The sequence below is a fragment of the Pedobacter foliorum genome (assembly GCF_013266735.1).
Lineage (GTDB): Bacteria > Bacteroidota > Bacteroidia > Sphingobacteriales > Sphingobacteriaceae > Pedobacter > Pedobacter foliorum.
In genome coordinates this window covers 37758-60274 of sequence record NZ_JABSNU010000020.1, presented here as the reverse complement: position 1 = coordinate 60274, position 22517 = coordinate 37758, and the positions used below count along the sequence as shown (strand labels likewise).

Here is a 22517-nt window from a genome sequence, read left to right as displayed (position 1 = left end):
TACTTATGATAGAACAACTGCAAAAAGATAGTTTAGAATTGTTGAAAAAACTAATAGGCATTCAGTCTTTTAGTAAAGAGGAAGATAAGACGGCTGATGCGATAGAACAGTTTTTGCAGCAACGCAATATAAAAACATATCGTAAGCTCAATAATATCTGGGCTTACAATAAGCACTTTGATGCAAACAAGCCTACATTGCTTTTAAATTCTCATCACGATACTGTAAAGCCAAATTCGGGCTATACGCGCAATCCTTACGATGCAGAAGTAGAAGATGGCAAATTATACGGACTAGGCAGTAATGATGCAGGAGGATGTCTGGTATCGCTTATAGCCACTTTTCTATACTACTATGAACAGGAAGAATTGAGCTACAACATTTGTTTGGCTACAACGGCTGAAGAAGAGATCTCGGGTAACGATGGTCTTGAATGTGTACTTCCTGATTTAGGGGAACTTGAATTTGCAATCGTAGGAGAACCTACTCAAATGAATCTTGCAATTGCAGAACGTGGATTGTTGGTTTTAGATTGTACTTCGACAGGGAAAGCAGGTCATGCTGCACGTGAAGAGGGGGATAATGCAATTTATAAAGCACTTAAAGATATTGAATGGTTTAGGAATTATCGTTTCTCTAAAGTTTCAGAGGTATTTGGGTCATTAAAAATGTCGGTTACGATCATCAATGCAGGCTCTCAGCATAATGTGGTTCCTGCTACATGTACTTTTACAGTGGATGTGCGGGTAACTGATGCATATACCAATGAAGAGGTGCTAAAGATTATTCGTACTAATGTTGATTGCGAGGTGACACCAAGATCTATTAGATTAAAACCATCTTCAATTGATAAAGAGCATCCACTTGTTCAATCGGGGATAGCACTTGGAAGAACTACTTATGGTTCTCCAACAACTTCTGATCAAGCTTTGTTGAGCATTCCTTCGGTAAAGGTTGGCCCTGGCGATTCGGCACGCTCTCATATGGCTGATGAATACGTTTTTGTTAATGAGGTTGCCGAAGGCATTGAGCTTTATATTAAAATGCTTAAGCCGGTCATAAACGGCAAATAAAATACTTCTTGCGGCCTGTCTTCATTCTGAGGCAGGCCTTTTATAATAAACATTCCTTAATTCACCTTCACCTTCTCTAAAGGTTGGGTTGCTTTGGTTCTATTTAAATTAGTGTTTCTCGGATATTTTTAGTTTGGTGTTTATCTTAATTTGCGCCTTGTAGTCTTTAAGGGGCTAATGACTTTATTATTCATTCAAAAAAACTAAACTATGAAACAAAGATTACTCATGGAAATGGTCATCTCATTCTATCTGTTCGGAAGTCATCTGTTTGTTTGTCAGTAGATTCTGTTTTTATTTTTGATTGTTCTTGTTAACCAAAACCATAAAAATATTTACATTTACGTTAATGTCAAATCTCTCATCATATTCTTTTCGGTTAAAGCTTGTGGTTTTCTTATGCCTAACAGTGGGTGGATTAAAGGGGCAAATAAAATCCGGGTATGAAAGTGATAAATACAAGGCCGATAGCTTACGAATTAAACACTTATTAGATTCGGGATTTAAAATTGTAGATACCCAGCCTGATAAAGCTGAAAATTATTGCAAAAAAGCATTAGAGATTGCCAATAATACAGGGAATTTAAAAGGAGTTATTGCTGCAGATAATATGTATGTAATAGTACTTCTTATTAAAGGAAAATATCGTGATGCACTTGATGTGGCATCTAAGTCGGTTGCTTTAAGTAAAAAAATTAAAAGTGATGCACATTTGGCTCAATCATATTCACGAAGAGGATTGGCGGGTATTTTTTTAGGGCATTTTCAAATGGCTGCTAATAATTTGCTCGACGCAGCAATAATTTTGGAAAGGATTGGAAGCAAGTTAGAGATACAGAAATCATTCAATACTTTATCAATTGTTTTTACTGAGCTTAAGGATAAAAAGAAATCATTGGAGTATGCGCTAAAGGCAGAAAGTTTGGGAAGAAGGAATAAGAATGTTTCTGCTGATATAATGACCCTAATGCAATTGGCTAGGGCAAGAGCGCTGAATAACCAATTTGAAGTGTCCAGTTCGCTTTTTGATAAGTTACTGCCCATGGTCAAAAAAACTGAGGATATAGGGACACTAACCTATACCTATGTATATATGGCTGAACTAGCTGTTCAGGAGCGCAAATATAAAAAGGCATTAGATCTTTATCAGATAGCTTATAAACTAGCAGTCCAACTAAAAATTTCAGACTGTTTAATCTATACAAATGGAGGGCTGGCTAGGGTCTATTATGAGCTAAACGATTACCAAAAATCGGAATACCATTTGCTTCAAGGAATAAATTATGCTCGTAGGGCAGAGTCAGAGAATATGCTTAGAGAGCTTTTGTTGTTAGGTTCTGAGCTTAAAGAAAAACAAAATCAATTACGAGATGCTCTGCACTATAGAAAGGAGTACGAACAATTAAATGCTAGGTTGTTAGGCTTGGATCTTCAGCAGAGTGTGCAGCGATTGGAAGCCGAATTTCAAAACTCGGTGAAAGAAAGAGAGATTGCTCAACAAAAGCTACTTAATGCTAAAAATCAATTGAAAATATCTCAAAAAGACAATTATATAGTAGTCTCAATCTTTGTCATTATTACTTTGGTTGCATTTACACTCCTGATCTATTTTTGGTATAGAAATAAGCAAAGAATTGCAAACAAAAACCTTGCTTTGCTTCAAAAGGAGAAAGAGATGCAGGTACTTCGGGCTATGATTGACGGGGAAGAAACTGAGCGATCACGATTAGCTAAGGACTTACATGATGGTGTTGGTGGATTATTATCTGCAACAAAAATGCACTTGAGTATCTTGCAAAACGATCAGAATTATCTAGACATCCATAATCATTTTAATCATACAGTGTCAATGCTGGATAGCGCCTCTCAGGAAATTAGGATGATTGCACATAATCTTGCCCCTGAGTTATTAGTGAAGTTTGGTTTAAATAAAGCATTGGCCACCTATTTTTCAAGGCTACAGTCACCAGGGTTTAAGATTAATTACCTAAAAGTAGGGGAAGTACCAAGATTAGAAAGCAATTTCGAGTTACTGGTTTACCGAGTTATACAGGAATTGATAAATAATGTGATCAAACATGCGCATTCAAATTATGTATTGGTGCAAATGAGTTACCATGAAAATGCACTGTCGATAACAGTTGAGGATAATGGAGTAGGAGTAAAAATGGGCGAAAGTGAAGGCCTTGGTTTTAGTAACTTAAAATCAAGGGTTGATGCTGTAAATGGTTATATAGAAGTTGACTCATCACCGGGAAATGGAACAACTGTTTTTGTCGAGTTTGACGTTATGAAGTATGTTAAGCAAGAAAATGGATTGATTATACAAAATACAAGTTTATGATACCTATTACTATTGGAATAGCCGATGATCATCTGCTGGTCATTCAAGGCATAAAGGCAATGCTAAGCAAAAAGAACCATTTGAGTATTGTGTTCGCTGCAGAGAATGGGAATTCCTTACTTAATAATTTAAAAATTGCACTGCCGGATGTACTCTTATTAGATATCCAAATGCCCGATATGAGTGGGATCGATCTGTGTCAGCAAATCGCAAAAGATTATCCCTCCGTAAAAATATTGGCATTAACGAATATGGATGAATCATTTTATGTGAAACAAATGATCCGAAATGGGGCAGCAGGCTATTTACTTAAAAATACGGATCAACTTACCATGATAAATGCAATTGAGGAGGTTATGATGGGTAATCAATATCTTGATAAACAGATTCAAAAGAATCTGATGGATGAAATGCTTTTAGGGAAAAAAAGGTCTGCACAACAGGTCGTGCTAACAAAGAGAGAATTAGAAATACTTGGACTAATTGCAAAGGAATTTACCAATCATGAGATTGCGGAAAGTCTTTTTATTAGTTTAAGAACCGTTCAAACTCATCGTTTAAACATCAGCCACAAGCTAAATGCTAAGAATATGGTTAGCCTTGTTAAAGAAGCTTATAAGAGAGGTCTTATCTAAAACTAAGTAAATTACGTATTTATAAAACTACCGCAGGCTGCGGATGTGGCGCGTATCCCACGCTTTTAATTTTACCTAAACAAAATTAAAGGCAATGGAAAAGACTTACATCCCTGGCATAACTGCCAAAATTACTATCCCAACATCCGACTGTATTAAGAAATACTGTGAGATGAAATCGTTGGGAATTAACTTTATTAAAGCTCCGGCATATTCCCCTCGTGGTTTATCAGCAGATTTTATTGATGCTTTCGGTAACGAGTGTTCAATACTTGAAGAACGGAATTATCAATCTTCATACGCTTTCTGTGATGAGATACGCTAGAGAGCTAAGCAACCGAAACAGGATTTCCTGCGATACTGTTCGGAATTCTACTGCGCAGACGCAGGAGAATCATTACACATTTAAGTTTGTTTTGAGGGGCCGACAGGATTACCTAATGGCAAAACGTAGGGTTAGCATCTTTCCGGATAGCTTTCTTTTTCTGCCGCCAGGAACCAATTACACAAGTATTATTGATTCTTATGACCCAGTAGATATTCTTTCTGTTTCGGTGAGTGCTAATTTCTTGTCAGATTTTCACAGCTCTTATTATAGCAGCACAGGTCTGTTGTCGGGCGTTACCGAGACCAACAATGAAATGCCGGAAATGTTGGAGTCATTTTATCCTTTTAGTGGTGATATGCGATTTACTGTAATGCATTTATATCAACAGTTAATTGAAGGAGAAGCGGATGAGTTACTGATCAATGAGTATCTGCATCATTGTCTGCTAAACTTTTATAGAATAAGAGGCAGAGAGGTTAATAGCCGAATGGAAAGGCTGGGGGCATTAAAGGCAAGTACGAGACAAGAGCTATTTAAGCGATTGATATTGGCAAAGGAGTTTATTAGTAATAATTATAATAAAAAATTTAACCTGAACGATGTTGCGCGCTTTTCTTGTTTGTCTGTAAATCATTTGCTAAGGACGTTTAAGGAGGCTTATGGGGTATCGCCTTATCAGTTTCTGACACAAGTTAGGCTAGAAAGGGCTAAGTACTTTTTAGAACATGCAGATTACCAGATTGCGTACACTTCAATGATGGTAGGATTTGAATCAGTAAGCTCTTTTATCCGTGTGTTTAAAAGCACATTTAATATCACTCCGCGTAAGTATAAGAGCTTATTCTCAATAGACAAGCCATGTTAAGGTTATTACTTGCTTTATTGGCGCTTGCCTGCTTTAGTCCTTTCATATGTAGTGGGCAATCAGATTCGACAGTTATTGCCACTGAATATGCCTATTTTGATTTGCCTGATAAAAGGATAGGCATTCTTAAGTCTATATATGAAAAGCCGAACTTAAGTTTTTTGGTATTGCATGATGATGAAAATACGGGTCTAAATGCGGCTAAAGCTTTCTGCAGAAGTAATGGTGGATCATTGACTGAACTCCAATACGGAAACGTTAGAAATATCTCTTTTGGAGGACAGCCACCAAGGTATGCTTTTGATCCAAATCAAATCTTTAACAACGTGGGATTAGAGAAAAGCTTAAAGAAATACAGCATTGGTAAAACTGTTGAAGGAACTGTAAAGCGAGCTCGTGGACTTGCATTATCCTTGTTTGATGTATATAAGCCTGATAGTTTAGGGTATATAATAACCCTTCATAATAATACCGACGAAAATTTTGGTATCCAATCTTATCAGCCCGGCGGGTATTTATTTGGAGTAGCTGACAGCATTTATGTTAATCCTGAAATGGATACCGATGATCTGATTTTTGTTACGGAACCTGCCTTTTTCAATTATCTGAAACAGCAGAATATCAATGCCGTCTTGCAAAGTGTGAGTGCATTGGACGGCTCCTTGTCTGTGTATGCTCAGGTAAACAGAATTCCGTATGTCAATATTGAAGTTCAGCACGGGCATGAAGATGAACATTTGCGATTAATTTATGTGGTTGAGCATATGTTTAAAACAATAAGGTTTGATGAGTTTTATGCAAAAGGTAAATGAAAGAGCTAAGAACATTTTTTAATAAACTATTATTAACAATTTATATAAATTTTCTAATGAAAACTATTAGATCAAATGAGAGAAAACAAAGTGGTGGGTACAGGAAAAGTATAATGACATTACTTGTTGTATCGCTTTGCAGCTTCGCAGGGAATGCACAATTTCTTAAAAGGCTAGGTAAGAATGTTGCTGAAAGAGCTGTTGAGCGTGGGGCAAATAAGGCTGCAGACAAAGTAGTTGACAAGCAGATTGATAAAGCATTTGAAGAAAAAGAAAAAGCTGAAAAAGAAAAAAGCGGAACAACCGAAGCTCCAGAAGAGAAGCAGGAGCAGATCGCCAGCTATTCCAAATTTGATTTCATACCTGGAGAGCAGGTGTTATATGCAGAAGATTTTGTACAAGATAATATTGGAGAGCTCCCGTTAAACTGGAACTCTAACGCAAACGGTACGCTAGTTGGCATTGAATCCCCAAAAGGGAATTGGCTAAAATTAAGTAAGGGGAAGTACTTATCTGGAAGTAAGCTAAAAACATTTGGGAATGATTATACAATCGAATGGGATATGATTTTAAATGTGGTATCTAAATCAGGATATTATCTTCCTCCTGTATCATTTGGCGCTTTTAGTAGTGGTACAGATAGTAATGATGACAATAAATTTCTAAACGACCACCGTCGAGTTAACTCGTTTGAGTTCAAAATAGACCCCAATGAAAAACTGAATACAGCCATCGAAATGCGTAGCTATAGCGACCGTAAAGAAGTATTTCGAAGCGATCGTAAGACTTTAAGTGGATTTGGAAAAACGATAAGAAAAGTGGCTCATTACGCCCTTTCGATACAGGGAAGCAGACTAAGGTTATGGATTGATGAGACTAAGGTGTTTGATGTTCCCAAAGCAGTAAATCCTGGGGCAACAATTAACCAGTTGTTTTTCGCAACTGAGACGACAGGTGGATATGATGACGAAAATTACAGTTACCTGATCTCAAATATTAAGGTGGCTTCTGGTAAACCAGATACTCGGTCAAAATTGATAACCGAAGGGAAGTTTGTGACTTCAGGAATTTTGTTTGATGTAAATTCAGATCAGATAAAACCGCAGTCATATGCCGTTCTTAAAGAAATTGGGGATGCTTTAGCTACAAATCCTGATGTAAAAATCAAAATAATTGGCCATACGGACTCAGATGGAAGTGCAGCGTCCAATCTTGCCTTATCTAAAAAACGCGCTGGATCCGTTAAAAAGTTCCTTAATACTACTTTTTCTATAAAGGATGATAGAATGGAGACCGATGGGAAAGGACTGACCGTGCCTATTGCTGACAACAAAACTCCTGCTGGAAAAGCTTCTAATAGAAGGGTTGAGTTTGTTAAGTTGTAGTAGATATGATTATAAAGGTTCATAAAAACAGGATATATTTTGTTTAAATTTATGAACCTTTATAATCGTAAAATATTATGTGGTGGATATATGCCTTGTTATCAGCTTTCTTTGCCTCATTAACGGCCATCTTTGGTAAAATAGGGGTTGCTAACGTAAATTCTGATTTAGCAATGGCAATAAGAACCATTGTGATTGTGGTTGTTGCATGGGGAATTGTAATGGCAAGAGGTGAATTTAAGGGAATTCATGAACTTTCAAAACATAGCCTTTTATTCCTATTTCTTTCTGGATTGGCAACTGGCTTGTCCTGGATTTTCTACTACAAAGCATTACAGATTGGAAAAGTTTCTCAAGTTGCTCCGGTCGACAAATTAAGCGTTGCCTTAACAATAATCTTGTCAGTTATTTTCTTAAAAGAAGTTTTAACCCTTAAAACGGCAATAGGCGCTATACTGATTATGGTAGGTACCTTTGTTTTAATCTCTTAAAACTACCAGCAAAAAAAGTGTATTTTTGCACAAAACCTACCTGAATAATGCAGGTATCTATAATAGATTATAATGAAGATCTGGCAAAAAAACGTAAACGTAAATAAAGATATTGAAACCTTTACTGTAGGTAAAGACAGGGAACTGGATTTGCAAATGGCTGCTTTTGACGTGCTTGGTTCCCTTGCACATGTTGAAATGCTTGAAAGCATCGGCCTACTTACCGCAGATGAGCTTAAGGAAATTCAAAAAGAACTTAAAAATATCTATGCCGATATTGAAGCTGGTAACTTTACGATTGATGATACTGTTGAAGATGTACATTCTCAGGTAGAATGGCTACTTACCCAACGAATTGGGGATGCGGGTAAAAAGATCCATAGTGGTAGATCACGGAATGACCAGGTTTTGGTAGATCTGAAACTTTTCTTTAGAAATTGCATTGAGGAAATGGTTGGTAATACTTCCGTTTTATTTAGTCAGCTACTGGAATTAAGCAATACTCATAAAGATAAACTTTTACCCGGCTATACCCACTTGCAAATAGCTATGCCATCTTCTTTCGGATTGTGGTTTGGTGCATATGCTGAAAGCCTGGTTGATGACATGGAATTAATGCTTGCGGCATGGAAGATCTGCAATAAAAATCCTTTGGGATCTGCAGCAGGATATGGCTCTTCTTTTCCTTTAAACAGAACAATGACTACTGAATTATTAGGCTTCGAAAGGCTAAATTATAATGTAGTATATGCTCAGATGGGGAGAGGAAAAACAGAGCGCATCTTAGCACAAGCAATGTCGTCTGTTGCTGCCTCACTAGCTAAAATGGCAATGGATGTTTGCTTATTCATTAACCAGAACTTTGGTTTCATTAGCTTCCCTGATGAACTAACTACCGGGTCAAGCATCATGCCTCATAAGAAAAATCCTGATGTGTTTGAGTTGATTCGTTCACGTTGCAATAAGATACAGGCATTGCCAAACGAGATTGCGATGATGATTACTAATCTTCCTTCAGGATATCATAGAGATCTTCAATTATTAAAAGAGAACTTGTTTCCTGCCATCACATCTTTAAATGAATGTCTGGAAATGACTACCTTCATGTTGCAAAACATAAGCATTAAAGACAATATTCTTGCTGATAAAAAGTATGCGTACTTGTTCAGTGTAGAGGTGGTAAATGAACTTGCATTAAAAGGCACTCCTTTCAGAGAAGCATATAAAATTGTAGGTGAGTCAATTGAAAATGGAACGTTTACACCGGGTACAGAAATACACCATACACACGAGGGAAGCATTGGCAACCTATGTAATGGTGACATTGAGGATATGATGGATGAAATCTTGTCTCAATTTAAATTTGAAAAAACGAAAGAAGCAATCCAGCAATTGCTGTCTTAATCTTTACAATATAAAGCATAAGAAATGAATGTATCAGTATTAGCAAACACCCTTATCGGCTCTGAAATCATTAAAATAGGTAACGAGGTTAATGATATGAAACGAAAGGGAGGGCAGATTGCGAATCTGACAATTGGAGACTTTGATCCGTCGATTTTTCCAATCCCTGCTGAACTTAAAGATGAGATTATTGATGCTTACCATCATAATCAGACCAACTATCCACCTGCAGAGGGTATTTTGCCCCTTCGTGAAACGGTAGTTGAGATTTTAAAGGATAGATATTCATTGAACTATGCTGTGTCGGATATTTTGATAGCTGGAGGTTCAAGGCCTTTGATCTATGCAACTTATCTTGCATTAATTGATCCGGGTGATAAGGTGATTTATCCTGCTCCATCATGGAACAATAACCATTATTGTCACCTTTCATCAGCAAAAGGTGTTGCTGTAGTAACCACAGTAGAGAATAACTTTATGCCTACTGCTGCTCAGTTAAAACCACACTTAAAGGGAGCAACGCTACTTGCGCTTTGTTCTCCGTTAAATCCAACTGGTACCATGTTTACTCAGGAACAACTGGAAGAGATATGTGAGGTGGTAATTGAAGAAAACAAAACCAGAGGTGCCGATGAGAAGCCTCTTTACATCTTGTACGATCAAATCTATTCTTTGCTAACTTTTGGGCGTACACACGTTAATCCGGTAAGTTTACGTCCAGAACTGAAAGAATACGTAATCTATATAGATGGAATTTCTAAATGTCTTTCTGCTACAGGCGTTAGGGTAGGATGGGCTTTTGGTCCGGAAGTTATTGTTAGTAAAATGAAAGCTTTACTTGGTCATATCGGAGCATGGGCACCTAAAGCTGAGCAGGTAGCAGTAGCCAAATACTTTAAAAACAACGATCTTGTTGATAGCTTTTTGAACTCATTTAAAAAGCAAGTTCAGATAAGTCTTGATGAATTACATAACGGATTTCAGCAATTAAAATCAGAAGGCTTTAATGTAGATTCAGTGATCCCTATGGGGGCTATTTACCTGACGCTTAAAATCGAATACATAGGTAAAACCACACCATCAGGTGAATTGCTTAAAAATAGTGCAGATGTAAATTTCTACTTAATTAAAGAAGCTCAGGCTGCGTTGGTTCCATTCTCTGCTTTTGGAAACGACGAATCAATGGCCTGGTTTAGAGCTTCCGTTGGTGGATGCTCTTTGCAGGATATTAAAGACATGTTGCCAAGAATTAAAGCAGCACTAAGCAAGCTAAAATAAAAGCTATTTAAATTCTGAAGTTTTGTGGAATTCGATATCCGGATAATCTCTCATGGTCATATTGATCATGAATTCATTATCTGCAAGGAAAACAGGGTTGCCGTCTTTATCCTGACCGATGTGCTGTTGCTTACGTTTTAGGAATTCTTCTAATTTCTTCTTGTCTTTAGATGTTACCCAGTTTGATCTGCCATAACTTAAGGTTCTGAAGTATGCTTTAGCACCATACTCATGCTCAAGTCTGAAGGCGATAACCTCAAATTGAAGCTCACCAACAGCACCTATTATTTTCCTGTTTCCAGGTTGTTGTGTAAATAGCTGTGCAACGCCTTCCTCTGTAAGTTGCTGTATGCCTTTTTCAAGCTGTTTAGTGCGTAGAGGGTCTCTGTTCTCAACTTCCTTAAATATTTCAGGAGAGAAGCTAGGAATGCCCTTAAATTGCAATTGTTCTCCCTCTGTAAGGGTGTCGCCAATTTTAAAGTTACCGCTATCGTATAAACCTACCACATCACCTGGCCATGCTTCTTCTACAATACTCTTTTCATTGGCCATAAAGTCCATTGGATTAGAGAATTTTAGTTTTTTACCTTGTCTGGTATGGAAATAGAATTTATTACGCTCAAATTTCCCTGAACATACTCTTAGGAAAGCAATACGGTCACGGTGTTTAGGATCTAAGTTCGCATGGATCTTAAAAACAAAACCTGAAAAGTTCTTTTCATTCACAAGAACTTCACGTTGTTCAGCCTCACGGCTTCTAGGGCTTGGGGCAATCTGAACAAAGGTGTCCAAAAGCTCTTTTATCCCAAAGTTGTTAATGGCACTTCCAAAAAATACAGGAGCAAGTAACCCTTCGGTGTACATACTCTTGTCAAGCTTGCCATAAACACCATCCACAAGTTCTAAATCACCTTTTAAGCCATCAAGTTCTTTTGGCTTTAAAAATTTGCCTAGGTTTTCATCATTCAGATCGCTTACTTCAATAACAGGCTCGCTAATCTTAGTCTTGTCTGGCTCAAATAAATTAAGGTGATTATTGTATATGCTGTATACCCCTTTAAAAGTATGTCCTTGCCCAATAGGCCAAGAAAGAGGGCATAAGCTGATGTTAAGTTTATTCTCAATTTCATCAAGCAAATCAAATGCATCTTTACCCTCGCGATCCATCTTGTTAATAAAGATAATAACAGGAGTATTTCGCATACGGCACACGGCCATTAACTTTTCAGTTTGCTCTTCAACACCCTTTACGCAGTCAACCACTAAAATAACACTGTCAACTGCTGATAAAGTACGATAAGTATCCTCAGCAAAGTCTTTGTGACCTGGAGTATCCAATATGTTGATGCGTTTGTTGCTATACTCAAATCCCATAACAGAGGTAGCCACGGAAATTCCACGCTGCTTCTCAATTTCCATGAAATCGGAGGTATTACTTTGGTTTGCTTTATTCCGTTTAACTGCCCCGGCAGTATTAATAGCCCCTCCAAAAAGTAAGAATTTCTCGGTTAATGTAGTTTTACCTGCATCGGGGTGACTGATAATGGCAAATGTTTTTCGTTTTTCTATTTCCGGGTTAATCATAAAGAGTTTAAGCGTGTTGTGCTTGATAAAAGGCTGCAAAGATAAGGAAAAAAAAGCTTGGAATGTGTAAAAGGAAAAGGCGACACATTTGCGCCGCCTTTTCTATGTTGGATTTACCTAGTCTCTTCCGCTTCTTGATGGTCTGCTTTCTCTTCCACCACCGTTACTTTCAGAACCTCTTGAGGGTCTGCTTTGCTCTACGCGTTCAGATCTTTGAGGCTGAGGCCTTGCTTGTTCTTGCCTAGGCTGTGCTTCTTGTCTTGTTTGTTGTGGAGCTCTTTCCTGTCTAGGTTGTTGAACCGGTTCTTGCCTTTGTTGAGGTTGAGGTCTAGGCTGAACTTCCTGCCTTGTTTGTCTCTCTTGTCTTGGCTGTGGCTCAATTCTTTCCTGTCTTGGCTGAGATGGCTGTTGTCTAGGCTGAATATCTTGTCTAGGTTGAACTTCCTGTCTGGGTTGGGTTTGATCTTGTCTTGTTGGACGATCTGGTCTTTGAGATGGAGAAGTGTTCCCTTGAGGTACTCTTTCTGGACGACTATTTACCCTTGTGCCATCAGTTGTTCTGTTGTCCGCTGGCTGGCTGCCATCTCTTGGTACTCGGCCATTAGATACTCTTCCATCTGTATTGCCTCTGTCAACGCTATTACGATCAGTTCTAGGACTTGCATATCCTTCACCACGAACCGGGTTTCTTGGAGCTACATTTCCTGCATTAGTTTCTCTACTGCTTCTGCCGTTTGGTCTATAGATTTCAACCTTGTTTCCGCTAATGCTACTTCTGCCTGGTCGGCTAGTTCTATCTATGTTGTAGACAGGAACTGCTTGTCTGGTTGAACGTCTGATATCGTCAGCCCTTGGACCACTGTAATAATTACGGTTGTTTCTTGAATAAACATTATTGATAATAGTTGTATTATGAATAATAGTTACATTTCTGCGTGAATAGTAACGAGGGAAATCGTTGTAATAGATATTTCTTTGAGGAACAAATACCCACCAAAGATCAGGAATATTGAAGTTAATATTGATATTCATCCCAGGGCCCATAGGTGCCCATCCATAATATCCGCCACCACTTCTCCAGCTTACCCATGCCGGACCCCAAACGGTGTCAGGAATCCATACCCATTGACTATAACGATTATAAACCCATCTTCCATAATGAAAAGGAGCCCATCCCCAGTCGTAATTTGAAATCCATGTGTTACCATACTCAGTCATAGCCCATCGGCCATTTGAATAATAAGGTCTGAAATCTGCCTGTTCCACATCTGGTCGCCAAACATAACCGTACTGCGAATCCTGAATCCAGGTGCCATAAGGAGATAACTCATCGTAAAAAGACTGTAAGGAAATATCCTCGTCTTGTGCCATAACCCGCTGAGCGGTTCCGGTTAAGAGGAGCATGAGCCCCAGCACAATAGCCGGTAATTTGATGATGTTTTTCATTGCGTGTGTGTTTTAAATTTACCTAACGATATTTATATATCAATTTGAGTTCCAAATAATCTAAAAAGTTTAATCTATTTATAAAATATTACATTATGATTATAGGGCTGGACGTAATATTATTGGCTTAAGTGTGGTTTAAGCCAATATTTAATCGGTTTTCTAGTTTAAACAATTTACGAAAAATATTTTTTAATAGACTACATTTAGATAGAAGATTACGATCTGCTTATAATATTTACTCCATCAAATGCGCTTTCCAGCGAATTATTTTCTTCTTTTGTAACCAAAACAAAATCTATGACAAAAGGCACCTTATTTCTTATTCCAGTACCTCTGGCAGAAAACGCAGCTCATAAATCTTTTACAAGTTATCTTGGAGATACCATCAATTCCATAAATACCTACATTGTTGAAAATGAGAAAACAGCGCGTAAGTTTTTGAAGGAAGCAGGAATAAAAGTACCTCAGAGCGATCTTGTAATCCATGATTATGGTAAGCATAAACGCAACGATTCCTTTGTTCCCTATTTTAAGGAACTAATGACGGGTAGGGATGTTGGTTTAATGAGTGAAGCAGGCTGTCCGGGAATTGCGGATCCGGGAGCTGATATCGTTGCCGAAGCACATAAAAGAGGTATTAAAGTAGTTCCACTTGTTGGGCCAAGTTCTATTTTACTGGCATTAATGGCTTCAGGTTTTAATGGCCAAAGTTTTACTTTTCATGGTTATTTGCCTATTGATAAAGTGGAAAGAGCTAAAAAAATTAAAGAACTTGAACAATTAGCAGATAAAAACAAGCAGACTCAAATCTTTATAGAAACGCCTTTTAGAAACAATCATTTATTTGAAGATGTATTAAAGAGCTGTCAACCTCAAACACTATTGAGTATTGCCAGTAACATTACTTCAGAAGATGAGTATATTAAAACATTGCCAATTGCATTGTGGAGGAAGGAAAGAATAGATTTACATAAAAAACCTACAATCTTTTCATTGTACCGTCAGTTTTAGCGGTACATATTTTTACTTTCTATGAAAGTAAGCACATTATCAGGGGCAAAATACTGAACATTTTTCCCCTCCTTAATTCCCTTCCGAATAAAAGTAGATGAAATATCCATTTGAGGAGTTTCAGTAATTATAATTGAAGGGTGACTTTCCCATTCACTGATATCTATTCCAGGTCTGGGATACACATAAATCTGATAATTCTTTAAAAGAACATCATAGTTTTTCCATTTTTTAATGGAAGCCAGATTATCAGCCCCCATTATTAGCACAAACTCTTTTCCTGGGTACTTTTCTTGTAAATGAGTAAGTGTATCGATGGTATAAGAGGGTTGAGGCAGGCCAAATTCGATATCGCTAACCCTGATTTTCTCAGAGTTCTCGGTGGCTAATTTGGCCATCTCCAATCGGTCGTACATATTTGTCAAACCGTTTTTATTCTTCAGAGGGTTGTGAGGCGAAACTACCAGCCAAACTTCCTTTAGTCCGGTAAAACTAGCCATATAGTTAGCAATTACTAGATGTCCGATATGTATGGGGTTAAAGGACCCGAAGAATAACCCTGTTTTCATTATTTAGCTATTGATAAAATCTCCAACTAATTTTTCAGCTTCAGCACATGCCGTATCTAAATCATAGTTTTTTAGGATAACATCAAATTTGTCGGCATAGCTAAGCTCTTTTTCAGCCTTTATAAAGCGCTCCTGTAGTTTTTCAGCACTATCAGTGCCACGGCCACTTAAACGTTCTTTCAGCACCTCTAAAGATGGTGGTTGAACAAAAATAGCCAGGGCATCATCTTCATACTTGCGTTTTAAGCGTAATCCACCTTCTACATCAATGTCAAATATCACATGTTTGCCATCATTCCAGATGCGGTCAATTTCAGACCTTAAAGTGCCATAAAAAGTACCGTTATAAACTTCCTCAAACTCTACAAACTCCTGGTGAGCAACTTTGTGCAGAAAATCTTCTTTAGAGATAAAGTAATAATCCTTGTCATTTTTTTCATCTCCACGTAACTGACGTGTTGTTGCAGAGATAGAAAAACTTAACGAAGGGAATTTCGTAAGTAGGTGTTTTACAATTGTTGTTTTTCCTGCCCCAGAAGGTGCAGAAAATATGATAAGTTTACCTTGTTTCATTTTTTGTGTTGTCGTCTTTAAGCCAATGGCTTACAAAACATTTAATAGTTGTTCTTTAATTTTCTCTAGCTCTTCCTTCATTCCCACAACCAACTGCTGTATTTGCGCATCGTTAGCTTTTGCTCCCATGGTATTAATCTCTCTTCCAATTTCCTGAGAAATAAAACCAAGCTTTTTCCCGTTTGCATCTTTGCTTTTTAATGTTTCAATAAAGTAATCACAATGACTCCTTAAACGAATCTTTTCCTCAGTAATGTCAAGCTTGTCAATGTAATAGATTAACTCTTGCTCCAGACGGTTCTGATCCACGTTTACCTTTCCTACATTATCTTCCAGAAACTGATTTAATCTGCTTCTGATCTGAGGAATTCTAAGCGGTTCCAAAACTTCAATTTCAGAAAAGAACTGTAGAATGTTTTTAATTCTCAGCTCAAGATCAGTTTTTAAAACAACCCCTTCTGCAATTCTGAATTGGTTAAAACTCTCTAAAGCTTTAGCGAAAGTACTGTTTAAAATATCCCAATCATTTTCATTAACCTCTTCATCAGAATAGCTAATTACCTCAGGGAAATTAAGAACAGCTTGTAAAAGATTATTAGAATTGGCTCCTAATTGGGTATTGATTTCTTCAAGTTGCTTGTAATACTTGCTTAGCAAGGCAGCATTAATAGTTGCCCCTTTTAAGTTTTCTTCGCTGCGTTCTATGTTTATAGAAACACTTACTTTACCGCGCTCTATTTCCTTGCTGCAGATATTACGCAGCAATAATTCCTTATCCGAGAATGCTCTTGGTAGTTTTAAATTAAGTTCCAGGAACTTACTGTTTAAAGATTTTATCTCTACCGCAAACTTTATGTTTTCTTGATCAGTAGAAGCCAGGCCATACCCTGTCATTGATTTTATCATGTGCAAAGATATAATTTATTGCCTTTTCAAACTCATTTAACTTTTTTTAACTTAGGTCATTGGCAAACAATAGTTAAGTTTACAAAAAATATTCGTTAGATGATGAGGCTTGGTTATTTAAATATTTTAGTATTCCTACTGTTTTTTGCGGCATCCATAGCTCCTGTTTCAGCCCAGCAAGAGTTTATTTTGAAGGGGGCAATATTAGAAAAGGGGACAAAGACGCGCGTTGCGGCAGCTCAAATCGTAAATAAAAGAACCGGTTTGTTTGTATTAAGTAACGATTTTGGCCTGTTCCAAATAAAGACCGTACCGGGCGATAGCCTTTTGGTAATTAAAATGGAATATTCTGATGGAATAGCTGTTGCCCAACCAGGGAAAGACCTTATCGTTTATTTAGATAGAGGCACAACATTAAAGGAAGTTAATATTATCGGGCAAACAAAAAGGCAGGAACTAAATGATATAAAAAGAGATTTTAGAAACAAAGGCTCATTTTACCAAGGGAAACCACCATTCTTATCCTTTCTTTTTAAACCACTTACGGCAGTTTATGAGTTGCTAGGCCGAACACCAAAAAATGCAAGAAGATTTGGCCGTTATTATGAAACCGAAATGCAGCAGACCTTAATAGATGGATTTTTTAATGAATCTATTATTCAAAATAATACTGATTTAAAAGGAGATATTCTCGAGAAGTATATGATTGATTACAGACCAGAGTATGAGAAGGCTAAAAACTGGACAGAATACGATGCCATTAAATACATAAGAGAGTCGTATAAAAAATATACTGACACCCTAAAAAAGTAAAAGTTAAATAGAAAGGGCTTCGCAAGCTTTTTCAGCAGCAAGCTTTTCAGCATTCTTTTTATTGTAATCCCTACCTGTACCAAAGCTTTCACCTTCAATAACAGCCTGTATTGTGAATAGCTTTGCACTTTCACCTTCACCATTCTGGATCATATCAAACGAGATATCTTTACCATGGCGTTGGCACCATTCAATCAATTTGCTCTTAAAGTTAGTCTCAGTAAGCTCTAATGTATGAATATCGATATACGGCTTTACAATTCTTTTAAGCAGAAAATCTTTAGTGAAATTGTATCCTTTATCAAGATACACAGCGCCTACAAGAGCTTCAAATGCATCACCCAACATAGAATGATGTTTTGTTTGGATGTTTACAGCTTTTTGATCAAAAACGATCAGCTGATCAAAGCCCATTTTTCTTGCAAGTTGATTAAGATTGGCGCGATTTACAATTTTTGAGCGCATTTCTGTTAAAAAACCTTCCTCTTTGTATGGATAGCTTTTAAACAGTAATTCTGCAATTACGGCTCCCAAAATAGCATCGCCTAGAAATTCTAAACGTTCGTTACTACTCCGGCTGCCATTTTTTAGAATTTTTGCCACAGACCTGTGCCTGAACGCCATTTTATATAAAACAGTATTACCAGGCACAAAGCCTAAAATGTTGTTCAACTTTTTTATAAAGTCTTTATCGGATGACAGATAAAGCTTATACAGGTCAAATAATGGCATTAAATTATTGCAAAATTAAAGGAGGCTAAAATAGCCTCCACAAAGTGCTTTTTATTCTTCGTATTTTTTGAAAATCACCGAAGCATTGTGACCTCCGAAGCCAAAAGTATTACTCAAAGCAGCACGAATTGGCCTTTTTTGAGCCACATTAAATGTGAAATTTAATTTCGGATCAAACGCAGGATCATCAGTAAAGTGATTAATAGTAGGAGGTACTATATCATTTTTCACTGCAAGGATAGAGGCAATTGCTTCAATAGCACCTGCAGCACCTAATAAATGCCCTGTCATAGATTTTGTAGAGCTGATGTTTAATTTATAAGCATCTTCTCCAAATAAATCCACAATAGCTTTTGTTTCAGAAATGTCTCCCAAAGGAGTTGAGGTTCCATGAACATTGATGTAATCAATATCCGCAGTAGTTAAACCAGCATCTCTAAGGGCATTTGTCATCACCATTTTAGCACCTAATCCTTGCGGATGTGGAGCTGTAATATGGTTCGCATCTGCGCTCATTCCACCGCCAACTAATTCGGCATAAATCTTAGCACCTCTTTTCTTAGCATGTTCTAGTTCTTCCAAAATAATGGTTCCTGCACCTTCACCGGCAACAAAACCATCTCGGTCTTTATCAAACGGTCTTGAAGCTGTTTGAGGATCATCATTTCTGGTCGATAAGGCATGCATTGCATTAAAACCACCAATACCTGCTTCGTTAATAATGGCCTCAGATCCACCGCTAATCACGACATCGCACATATTCAAACGAATATAATTGTACGCATCGATCATTGCATTTGTAGACGAAGCACATGCAGAAACTGTAGCAAAATTGGGGCCTCTAAGTCCATATTTTATAGAAATATGGCCCGGAACAATGTCAATTATTACTTTAGGAATAAAGAACGGATTCATGCGTGGAGTACCATCGCCTAAAAAGAAGTTCTTCATTTCATCCTGAAATGTTTTAAAGCCGCCAATGCCAGAACCCCAGATTACACCAACACGGTTGGTATCGATTTGTGAAAAATCGAAATTACCATCCTTTACGGCTTCATCTGTGGATACTAAAGCATATTGAACAAATGGATCTAGCTTGCGCGCTTCCTTTTTGTCCAAAAAATCTTCTGGATTGAAGTTTTTAAGCTCACATGCAAACTTGGTTTTGAACTTTGATGTATCAAAACCTGTAATGGGGCCAGCGCCACTCACCCCATTTAACAGGCCTTCCCAGAACTCCGGGATTGTACTGCCAATAGGAGTGAGCGCACCCAACCCTGTAACTACTACTCTTTTTACTTCCATTTATACGGATTATACGGAGACCGTATTTTACTTAACGTTTTTTTCTAAGTAAGCAATTGCTTGACCAACTGTACCAATGGTCTCAGCCTGATCATCAGGGATTGCTACATTGAATTCTTTTTCAAACTCCATAATAAGTTCTACTGTATCTAAAGAATCCGCACCTAAATCGTTAGTGAAAGAAGCCTCTGGGGTAACTTCGCTTTCATCCACACCTAATTTTTCAACGATAATAGCCTTAACTCTTGAAGCAATATCAGACATAATGTTATAATTTAATGGTTAAATAATTCAGTGCAAAGAAAAATAAATTCTTACACATTTCAAATGTTTTTATTTCTCTATCAATTTTAATGTTTTTATTTCGAACATTAAAGTAAAATTAGTTTTATAATTTCGTAATCCCGTAAATATACTGCGTTTTGAACAAAACTTACTTAAAACTATCATTAGACCTCGATTTTGTACTAATTGCCATCACTGCTTCATTGAAAGATTATATGCTCTGTCATAAAATAAATACAAGCCTTAATTTTAACTTTGAAAAGGTTGAGGATCATGAGGTTTACTTTAATATTGATGAAGATCCGCTGCCATTTTCGAAATATTATTTTTATGTTGAACAGGGGGAGATTGAATATTACATACTTAACAATCGAAATGCAGAAGGGTTTTTAATTCCTGAAATGAATAAAGTAGATTTTTTTATGATTATTCATCAGTACATTGATAAAGAAGATCTTAATTTTATACTTAACGGATTGAATAAACTGCCTGATATTCAGGTTGCTGCACAGATAGATCCACGTAAATTGAAGTCAAGGGAAAATTTGATAATGTAAATTTTATATTGTAGGTGTATTAAATACACTATATTTGAACTTACATTATCAGACAAATAACATTAATAATCAGACGGACATCGGTTTTTTATGTGGAAAATCGGCGTTTTGCCCGTCAATAATAAATTTAAGTAACTAAATGAAACCATTTCATTCCAGAACAAAAATTGTGGCCACCCTGGGCCCTGCTTCAGCTAAACCGGAAGTTTTATACAGTATGTTTAACGCCGGATTAGACGTTTGCCGTTTAAATTTTTCACACGGTTCTCAGGCAGATCATCAGGAAGTATTGGATACCATTCGCGATATCAATCAAAAATACAATTATAATGTAGGTATCCTTGCCGATTTACAAGGCCCTAAAATTAGAATTGGTATGGTTCAGGATGGTGGTATTAACTTAGTTAATGGAAATCGTACGATCATCACTACGCAAGAGTGCATAGGAAATGAAGAACGTATTTACATCACTTATGATACTTTCCCAAAAGACGTAAAAGCAGGCGAAATCATCCTTTTAGATGATGGTAAACTACAAATGCGCGTTATCGAAACTAACCTTGTAGATGAGGTTGTTTGCGAAATCGTACACGGTGGTATCCTTACCTCAAGAAAAGGTGTGAACCTACCTAATACGAAAGTTTCTATCCCTTCTCTTACTGTTGAAGACAGAAAAAACCTTGAGTTTGTTCTTGAAAACAATGTAGAATGGATCGGACTTTCATTTGTTCGTAATGCTGAAGACATTATTGAATTAAAAGATATCATCAAACAAAGAGGCAAAACTGCTCGCGTAATCGCTAAAATCGAGAAGCCAGAAGCTATTGCAAATATTGATGAAATCATTGCTGTTTCTGACGGTATCATGGTTGCTCGTGGTGACCTAGGAGTTGAAATGCCAATGGAAGAAGTTCCTTTGTTACAAAAAATGATTGTACAAAAATGTAGAGCTGCTTCGAAACCGGTAATTATTGCTACCCAAATGTTGGAAAGTATGATTACTACACCAAGGCCAACACGTGCTGAGGTTAACGACGTTGCAAACTCTGTTCTTGATGGTGCTGATGCAGTAATGCTAAGTGGTGAGACCTCAGTAGGTGAGTTTCCACTTATCGTTATCGAGACAATGCAGAAGATCATTCAGAACATCGAAACTAACAACTATCCATTCCACCCGGAGAAGTTCCTTAAACCGAAATCTGAGAGCTTCCTAAGCGATGCAATTTGTGATACAGCTTGTTTCTTATCTAAACAAACAAACGCCGTAGGTATCGTTTCTATGACTGTGAGCGGATACACTGCTTTTGAAATCTCAAGTCACAGACCTAAGGCTTTAACTTATATCTTCACCAGTAACAGATCTCTATTAAATACTTTAAGCCTTTTATGGGGTGTTCAAGGTTTTTATTACGACAAATTTGAAAGTACTGATGAGACTATTCAAGATGTAAACAACCTGCTTAAGGAATACAAAATGATTAAAAAAGGAGACGTGATTATTAACACGGCTGCTATTCCAATGGAGCATAAAGGTAAAACCAACATGGTGAAAATCACTGTTATCGATTAATATTCTGTAACAACAAAAATCCTACTTTTGCAATCCTGAAAAAGGGAGAGTTGTCCGAGTGGTTGAAGGAGCACGCCTGGAAAGTGTGTATACCTCAAAAGGGTATCGAGAGTTCGAATCTCTCACTCTCCGCCAGTCTCAGTATTATAAAAGTAAAAAAGAGCCCGTATCATGGATAATGATACGGGCTCTTTTATTGTATCTAAAAATAACTACCTCATGCAAAAGGCTCCACTGCGTGATAAAACATCTTGACCTATTTGTCTGAAAATGAGTAAATAATATCAGCTCTCTATTGGTTTTTAAATTTTTTAGAGATAAAAACAGTGGTTTGCAAAAAAAAAATGAAAAAAAAACGAAAATAAATATCGCGGTTTAGGTCAGGAAACAACCGTTTGCGTAATATATTATAAGCTGTTTATCGAGCGATTTTAGCTTTTCAGATGCTCTATCTATTTGGAATACAAGTTTTTGTTTGTAATATTGTTTTAACCAAACAAACGATTTAGCAGAATTAAATCGTTACAAGTACCAAATAAATATAACCT

General features: G+C 37.1%; 22 protein-coding genes and 1 tRNA gene. 15 read left to right on the top strand and 8 right to left on the bottom strand.

Annotation, left to right across the window (positions count from 1 at the left end):
• Nucleotides 1-5: 5 nt before the first annotated feature.
• From HQN83_RS23645 to HQN83_RS23600, 10 genes are all read left to right on the top strand, one after another.
• A complete protein-coding gene (locus HQN83_RS23645) occupies nucleotides 6-1073 on the top strand; it encodes a M20 family metallo-hydrolase (protein ID WP_173093977.1) in 1068 nt (355 codons plus the stop codon).
• 349 nt (nucleotides 1074-1422) lie between these two features.
• Nucleotides 1423-3417 carry a tetratricopeptide repeat-containing sensor histidine kinase gene (locus HQN83_RS23640; protein ID WP_173093975.1) on the top strand — a complete coding sequence of 665 codons (1995 nt, stop codon included), beginning with the start codon at nucleotides 1423-1425 and terminating at the stop codon, nucleotides 3415-3417.
• The gene (locus HQN83_RS23635) at nucleotides 3414-4052 is read left to right on the top strand and encodes a response regulator (protein ID WP_173093973.1); all 639 of its coding nucleotides are present in this window, start codon (nucleotides 3414-3416) and stop codon (nucleotides 4050-4052) included. The genes HQN83_RS23640 and HQN83_RS23635 overlap by 4 nt, the downstream gene beginning before the upstream one ends.
• A 94-nt stretch (nucleotides 4053-4146) precedes the next feature.
• Complete coding sequence (locus HQN83_RS23630) at nucleotides 4147-4377, top strand: hypothetical protein (RefSeq protein ID WP_173093971.1); 231 nt, start codon at nucleotides 4147-4149, stop codon at nucleotides 4375-4377.
• Entirely contained in the window at nucleotides 4364-5245 is an 882-nt protein-coding gene (locus tag HQN83_RS23625; protein WP_173093969.1) for a helix-turn-helix transcriptional regulator, read from the top strand. Before HQN83_RS23630 ends, HQN83_RS23625 begins: the two co-directional genes overlap by 14 nt.
• On the top strand, nucleotides 5239-6057 hold the full coding sequence (locus HQN83_RS23620; RefSeq protein ID WP_173093967.1) for a hypothetical protein: 819 nt from the start codon (nucleotides 5239-5241) through the stop codon (nucleotides 6055-6057). Before HQN83_RS23625 ends, HQN83_RS23620 begins: the two co-directional genes overlap by 7 nt.
• A 56-nt stretch (nucleotides 6058-6113) precedes the next feature.
• Nucleotides 6114-7442, top strand: coding sequence for an OmpA family protein (locus tag HQN83_RS23615; RefSeq protein ID WP_173093965.1), 1329 nt, complete (start codon nucleotides 6114-6116; stop codon nucleotides 7440-7442).
• Between the two features lie 77 nt (nucleotides 7443-7519).
• Nucleotides 7520-7933, top strand: coding sequence for an EamA family transporter (locus tag HQN83_RS23610; protein ID WP_173093963.1), 414 nt, complete (start codon nucleotides 7520-7522; stop codon nucleotides 7931-7933).
• A 72-nt stretch (nucleotides 7934-8005) separates the two neighbouring features.
• A complete protein-coding gene (gene argH, locus HQN83_RS23605) occupies nucleotides 8006-9337 on the top strand; it encodes an argininosuccinate lyase (RefSeq protein WP_173093961.1) in 1332 nt (443 codons plus the stop codon).
• A 24-nt stretch (nucleotides 9338-9361) separates the two neighbouring features.
• A complete protein-coding gene (locus HQN83_RS23600; RefSeq protein WP_173093959.1) occupies nucleotides 9362-10615 on the top strand; it encodes a pyridoxal phosphate-dependent aminotransferase in 1254 nt (417 codons plus the stop codon).
• 3 nt (nucleotides 10616-10618) lie between these two features.
• On the opposite strand, the gene HQN83_RS23595 is transcribed toward HQN83_RS23600, so the two are convergent.
• Both HQN83_RS23595 and HQN83_RS23590 read right to left on the bottom strand, forming a co-directional pair.
• Nucleotides 10619-12199, bottom strand: a complete 1581-nt coding sequence (locus HQN83_RS23595) for a peptide chain release factor 3 (protein WP_173093957.1) — start codon at nucleotides 12197-12199, stop codon at nucleotides 10619-10621.
• Nucleotides 12200-12316: 117 nt separating this feature from the next.
• A complete protein-coding gene (locus HQN83_RS23590) occupies nucleotides 12317-13645 on the bottom strand; it encodes a DUF6600 domain-containing protein (RefSeq protein WP_173093955.1) in 1329 nt (442 codons plus the stop codon).
• Nucleotides 13646-13945: 300 nt separating this feature from the next.
• On the opposite strand from HQN83_RS23590, the gene HQN83_RS23585 reads away from it, so the two are divergent.
• Nucleotides 13946-14659, top strand: a complete 714-nt coding sequence (locus HQN83_RS23585; protein ID WP_173093953.1) for an SAM-dependent methyltransferase — start codon at nucleotides 13946-13948, stop codon at nucleotides 14657-14659.
• Here HQN83_RS23585 and nadD read toward each other — a convergent pair.
• From nadD to HQN83_RS23570, 3 genes are read right to left on the bottom strand one after another with little or no spacing between them, the layout of a single operon-like run.
• The gene (nadD, locus tag HQN83_RS23580; protein WP_173093951.1) at nucleotides 14656-15228 is read right to left on the bottom strand and encodes a nicotinate (nicotinamide) nucleotide adenylyltransferase; all 573 of its coding nucleotides are present in this window, start codon (nucleotides 15226-15228) and stop codon (nucleotides 14656-14658) included. The genes HQN83_RS23585 and nadD overlap by 4 nt on opposite strands.
• Before the next feature lie 3 nt (nucleotides 15229-15231).
• Entirely contained in the window at nucleotides 15232-15801 is a 570-nt protein-coding gene (gene gmk, locus HQN83_RS23575; RefSeq protein ID WP_173093949.1) for a guanylate kinase, read from the bottom strand.
• Between the two features lie 30 nt (nucleotides 15802-15831).
• Entirely contained in the window at nucleotides 15832-16695 is an 864-nt protein-coding gene (locus tag HQN83_RS23570; RefSeq protein WP_173094006.1) for a YicC/YloC family endoribonuclease, read from the bottom strand.
• Nucleotides 16696-16806: 111 nt separating this feature from the next.
• Between HQN83_RS23570 and HQN83_RS23565 the strand changes: the two genes are divergently transcribed.
• Nucleotides 16807-17520 (top strand): hypothetical protein, encoded by a 714-nt coding sequence (locus tag HQN83_RS23565; protein WP_173093947.1) that lies wholly within the window; start codon nucleotides 16807-16809, stop codon nucleotides 17518-17520.
• Between the two features lie 3 nt (nucleotides 17521-17523).
• On the opposite strand, the gene rnc is transcribed toward HQN83_RS23565, so the two are convergent.
• The 3 genes from rnc to HQN83_RS23550 are packed head-to-tail and all read right to left on the bottom strand — an operon-like array spanning nucleotide 17524 to nucleotide 19821.
• On the bottom strand, nucleotides 17524-18252 hold the full coding sequence (gene rnc, locus HQN83_RS23560) for a ribonuclease III (protein WP_173093945.1): 729 nt from the start codon (nucleotides 18250-18252) through the stop codon (nucleotides 17524-17526).
• A 51-nt stretch (nucleotides 18253-18303) separates the two neighbouring features.
• The gene (gene fabF, locus HQN83_RS23555; RefSeq protein WP_173093943.1) at nucleotides 18304-19557 is read right to left on the bottom strand and encodes a beta-ketoacyl-ACP synthase II; all 1254 of its coding nucleotides are present in this window, start codon (nucleotides 19555-19557) and stop codon (nucleotides 18304-18306) included.
• A gap of 27 nt (nucleotides 19558-19584) precedes the next feature.
• Nucleotides 19585-19821, bottom strand: coding sequence for an acyl carrier protein (locus HQN83_RS23550; protein ID WP_008508386.1), 237 nt, complete (start codon nucleotides 19819-19821; stop codon nucleotides 19585-19587).
• A 158-nt stretch (nucleotides 19822-19979) separates the two neighbouring features.
• Here HQN83_RS23550 and HQN83_RS23545 point away from each other — a divergent pair, with 158 nt between their 5' ends.
• From HQN83_RS23545 to HQN83_RS23535, 3 genes are all read left to right on the top strand, one after another.
• Nucleotides 19980-20399 (top strand): IPExxxVDY family protein, encoded by a 420-nt coding sequence (locus tag HQN83_RS23545; RefSeq protein WP_173093941.1) that lies wholly within the window; start codon nucleotides 19980-19982, stop codon nucleotides 20397-20399.
• A gap of 139 nt (nucleotides 20400-20538) precedes the next feature.
• On the top strand, nucleotides 20539-21969 hold the full coding sequence (gene pyk / locus HQN83_RS23540; protein ID WP_173093939.1) for a pyruvate kinase: 1431 nt from the start codon (nucleotides 20539-20541) through the stop codon (nucleotides 21967-21969).
• A gap of 44 nt (nucleotides 21970-22013) precedes the next feature.
• Nucleotides 22014-22104 (top strand) — tRNA-Ser (locus HQN83_RS23535).
• Nucleotides 22105-22517 lie beyond the last annotated feature (413 nt).

Excerpts from the sequence above, each read along its gene's own strand:
- HQN83_RS23645 (WP_173093977.1), top strand. The coding sequence starts at position 6 with ATGATAGAACAACTGCAAAAAGATAGTTTAGAATTGTTGAAAAAACTA.
- HQN83_RS23640 (WP_173093975.1), top strand. The coding sequence starts at position 1,423 with ATGTCAAATCTCTCATCATATTCTTTTCGGTTAAAGCTTGTGGTTTTC.
- HQN83_RS23635 (WP_173093973.1), top strand. The coding sequence starts at position 3,414 with ATGATACCTATTACTATTGGAATAGCCGATGATCATCTGCTGGTCATT.
- HQN83_RS23630 (WP_173093971.1), top strand. The coding sequence starts at position 4,147 with ATGGAAAAGACTTACATCCCTGGCATAACTGCCAAAATTACTATCCCA.
- HQN83_RS23625 (WP_173093969.1), top strand. The coding sequence starts at position 4,364 with ATGAGATACGCTAGAGAGCTAAGCAACCGAAACAGGATTTCCTGCGAT.
- HQN83_RS23620 (WP_173093967.1), top strand. The coding sequence starts at position 5,239 with ATGTTAAGGTTATTACTTGCTTTATTGGCGCTTGCCTGCTTTAGTCCT.
- HQN83_RS23615 (WP_173093965.1), top strand. The coding sequence starts at position 6,114 with ATGAAAACTATTAGATCAAATGAGAGAAAACAAAGTGGTGGGTACAGG.
- HQN83_RS23610 (WP_173093963.1), top strand. The coding sequence starts at position 7,520 with ATGTGGTGGATATATGCCTTGTTATCAGCTTTCTTTGCCTCATTAACG.
- argH (WP_173093961.1), top strand. The coding sequence starts at position 8,006 with ATGAAGATCTGGCAAAAAAACGTAAACGTAAATAAAGATATTGAAACC.
- HQN83_RS23600 (WP_173093959.1), top strand. The coding sequence starts at position 9,362 with ATGAATGTATCAGTATTAGCAAACACCCTTATCGGCTCTGAAATCATT.
- HQN83_RS23595 (WP_173093957.1), bottom strand. The coding sequence starts at position 12,199 with ATGATTAACCCGGAAATAGAAAAACGAAAAACATTTGCCATTATCAGT.
- HQN83_RS23590 (WP_173093955.1), bottom strand. The coding sequence starts at position 13,645 with ATGAAAAACATCATCAAATTACCGGCTATTGTGCTGGGGCTCATGCTC.
- HQN83_RS23585 (WP_173093953.1), top strand. The coding sequence starts at position 13,946 with ATGACAAAAGGCACCTTATTTCTTATTCCAGTACCTCTGGCAGAAAAC.
- nadD (WP_173093951.1), bottom strand. The coding sequence starts at position 15,228 with ATGAAAACAGGGTTATTCTTCGGGTCCTTTAACCCCATACATATCGGA.
- gmk (WP_173093949.1), bottom strand. The coding sequence starts at position 15,801 with ATGAAACAAGGTAAACTTATCATATTTTCTGCACCTTCTGGGGCAGGA.
- HQN83_RS23570 (WP_173094006.1), bottom strand. The coding sequence starts at position 16,695 with ATGACAGGGTATGGCCTGGCTTCTACTGATCAAGAAAACATAAAGTTT.
- HQN83_RS23565 (WP_173093947.1), top strand. The coding sequence starts at position 16,807 with ATGATGAGGCTTGGTTATTTAAATATTTTAGTATTCCTACTGTTTTTT.
- rnc (WP_173093945.1), bottom strand. The coding sequence starts at position 18,252 with ATGCCATTATTTGACCTGTATAAGCTTTATCTGTCATCCGATAAAGAC.
- fabF (WP_173093943.1), bottom strand. The coding sequence starts at position 19,557 with ATGGAAGTAAAAAGAGTAGTAGTTACAGGGTTGGGTGCGCTCACTCCT.
- HQN83_RS23550 (WP_008508386.1), bottom strand. The coding sequence starts at position 19,821 with ATGTCTGATATTGCTTCAAGAGTTAAGGCTATTATCGTTGAAAAATTA.
- pyk (WP_173093939.1), top strand. The coding sequence starts at position 20,539 with ATGAAACCATTTCATTCCAGAACAAAAATTGTGGCCACCCTGGGCCCT.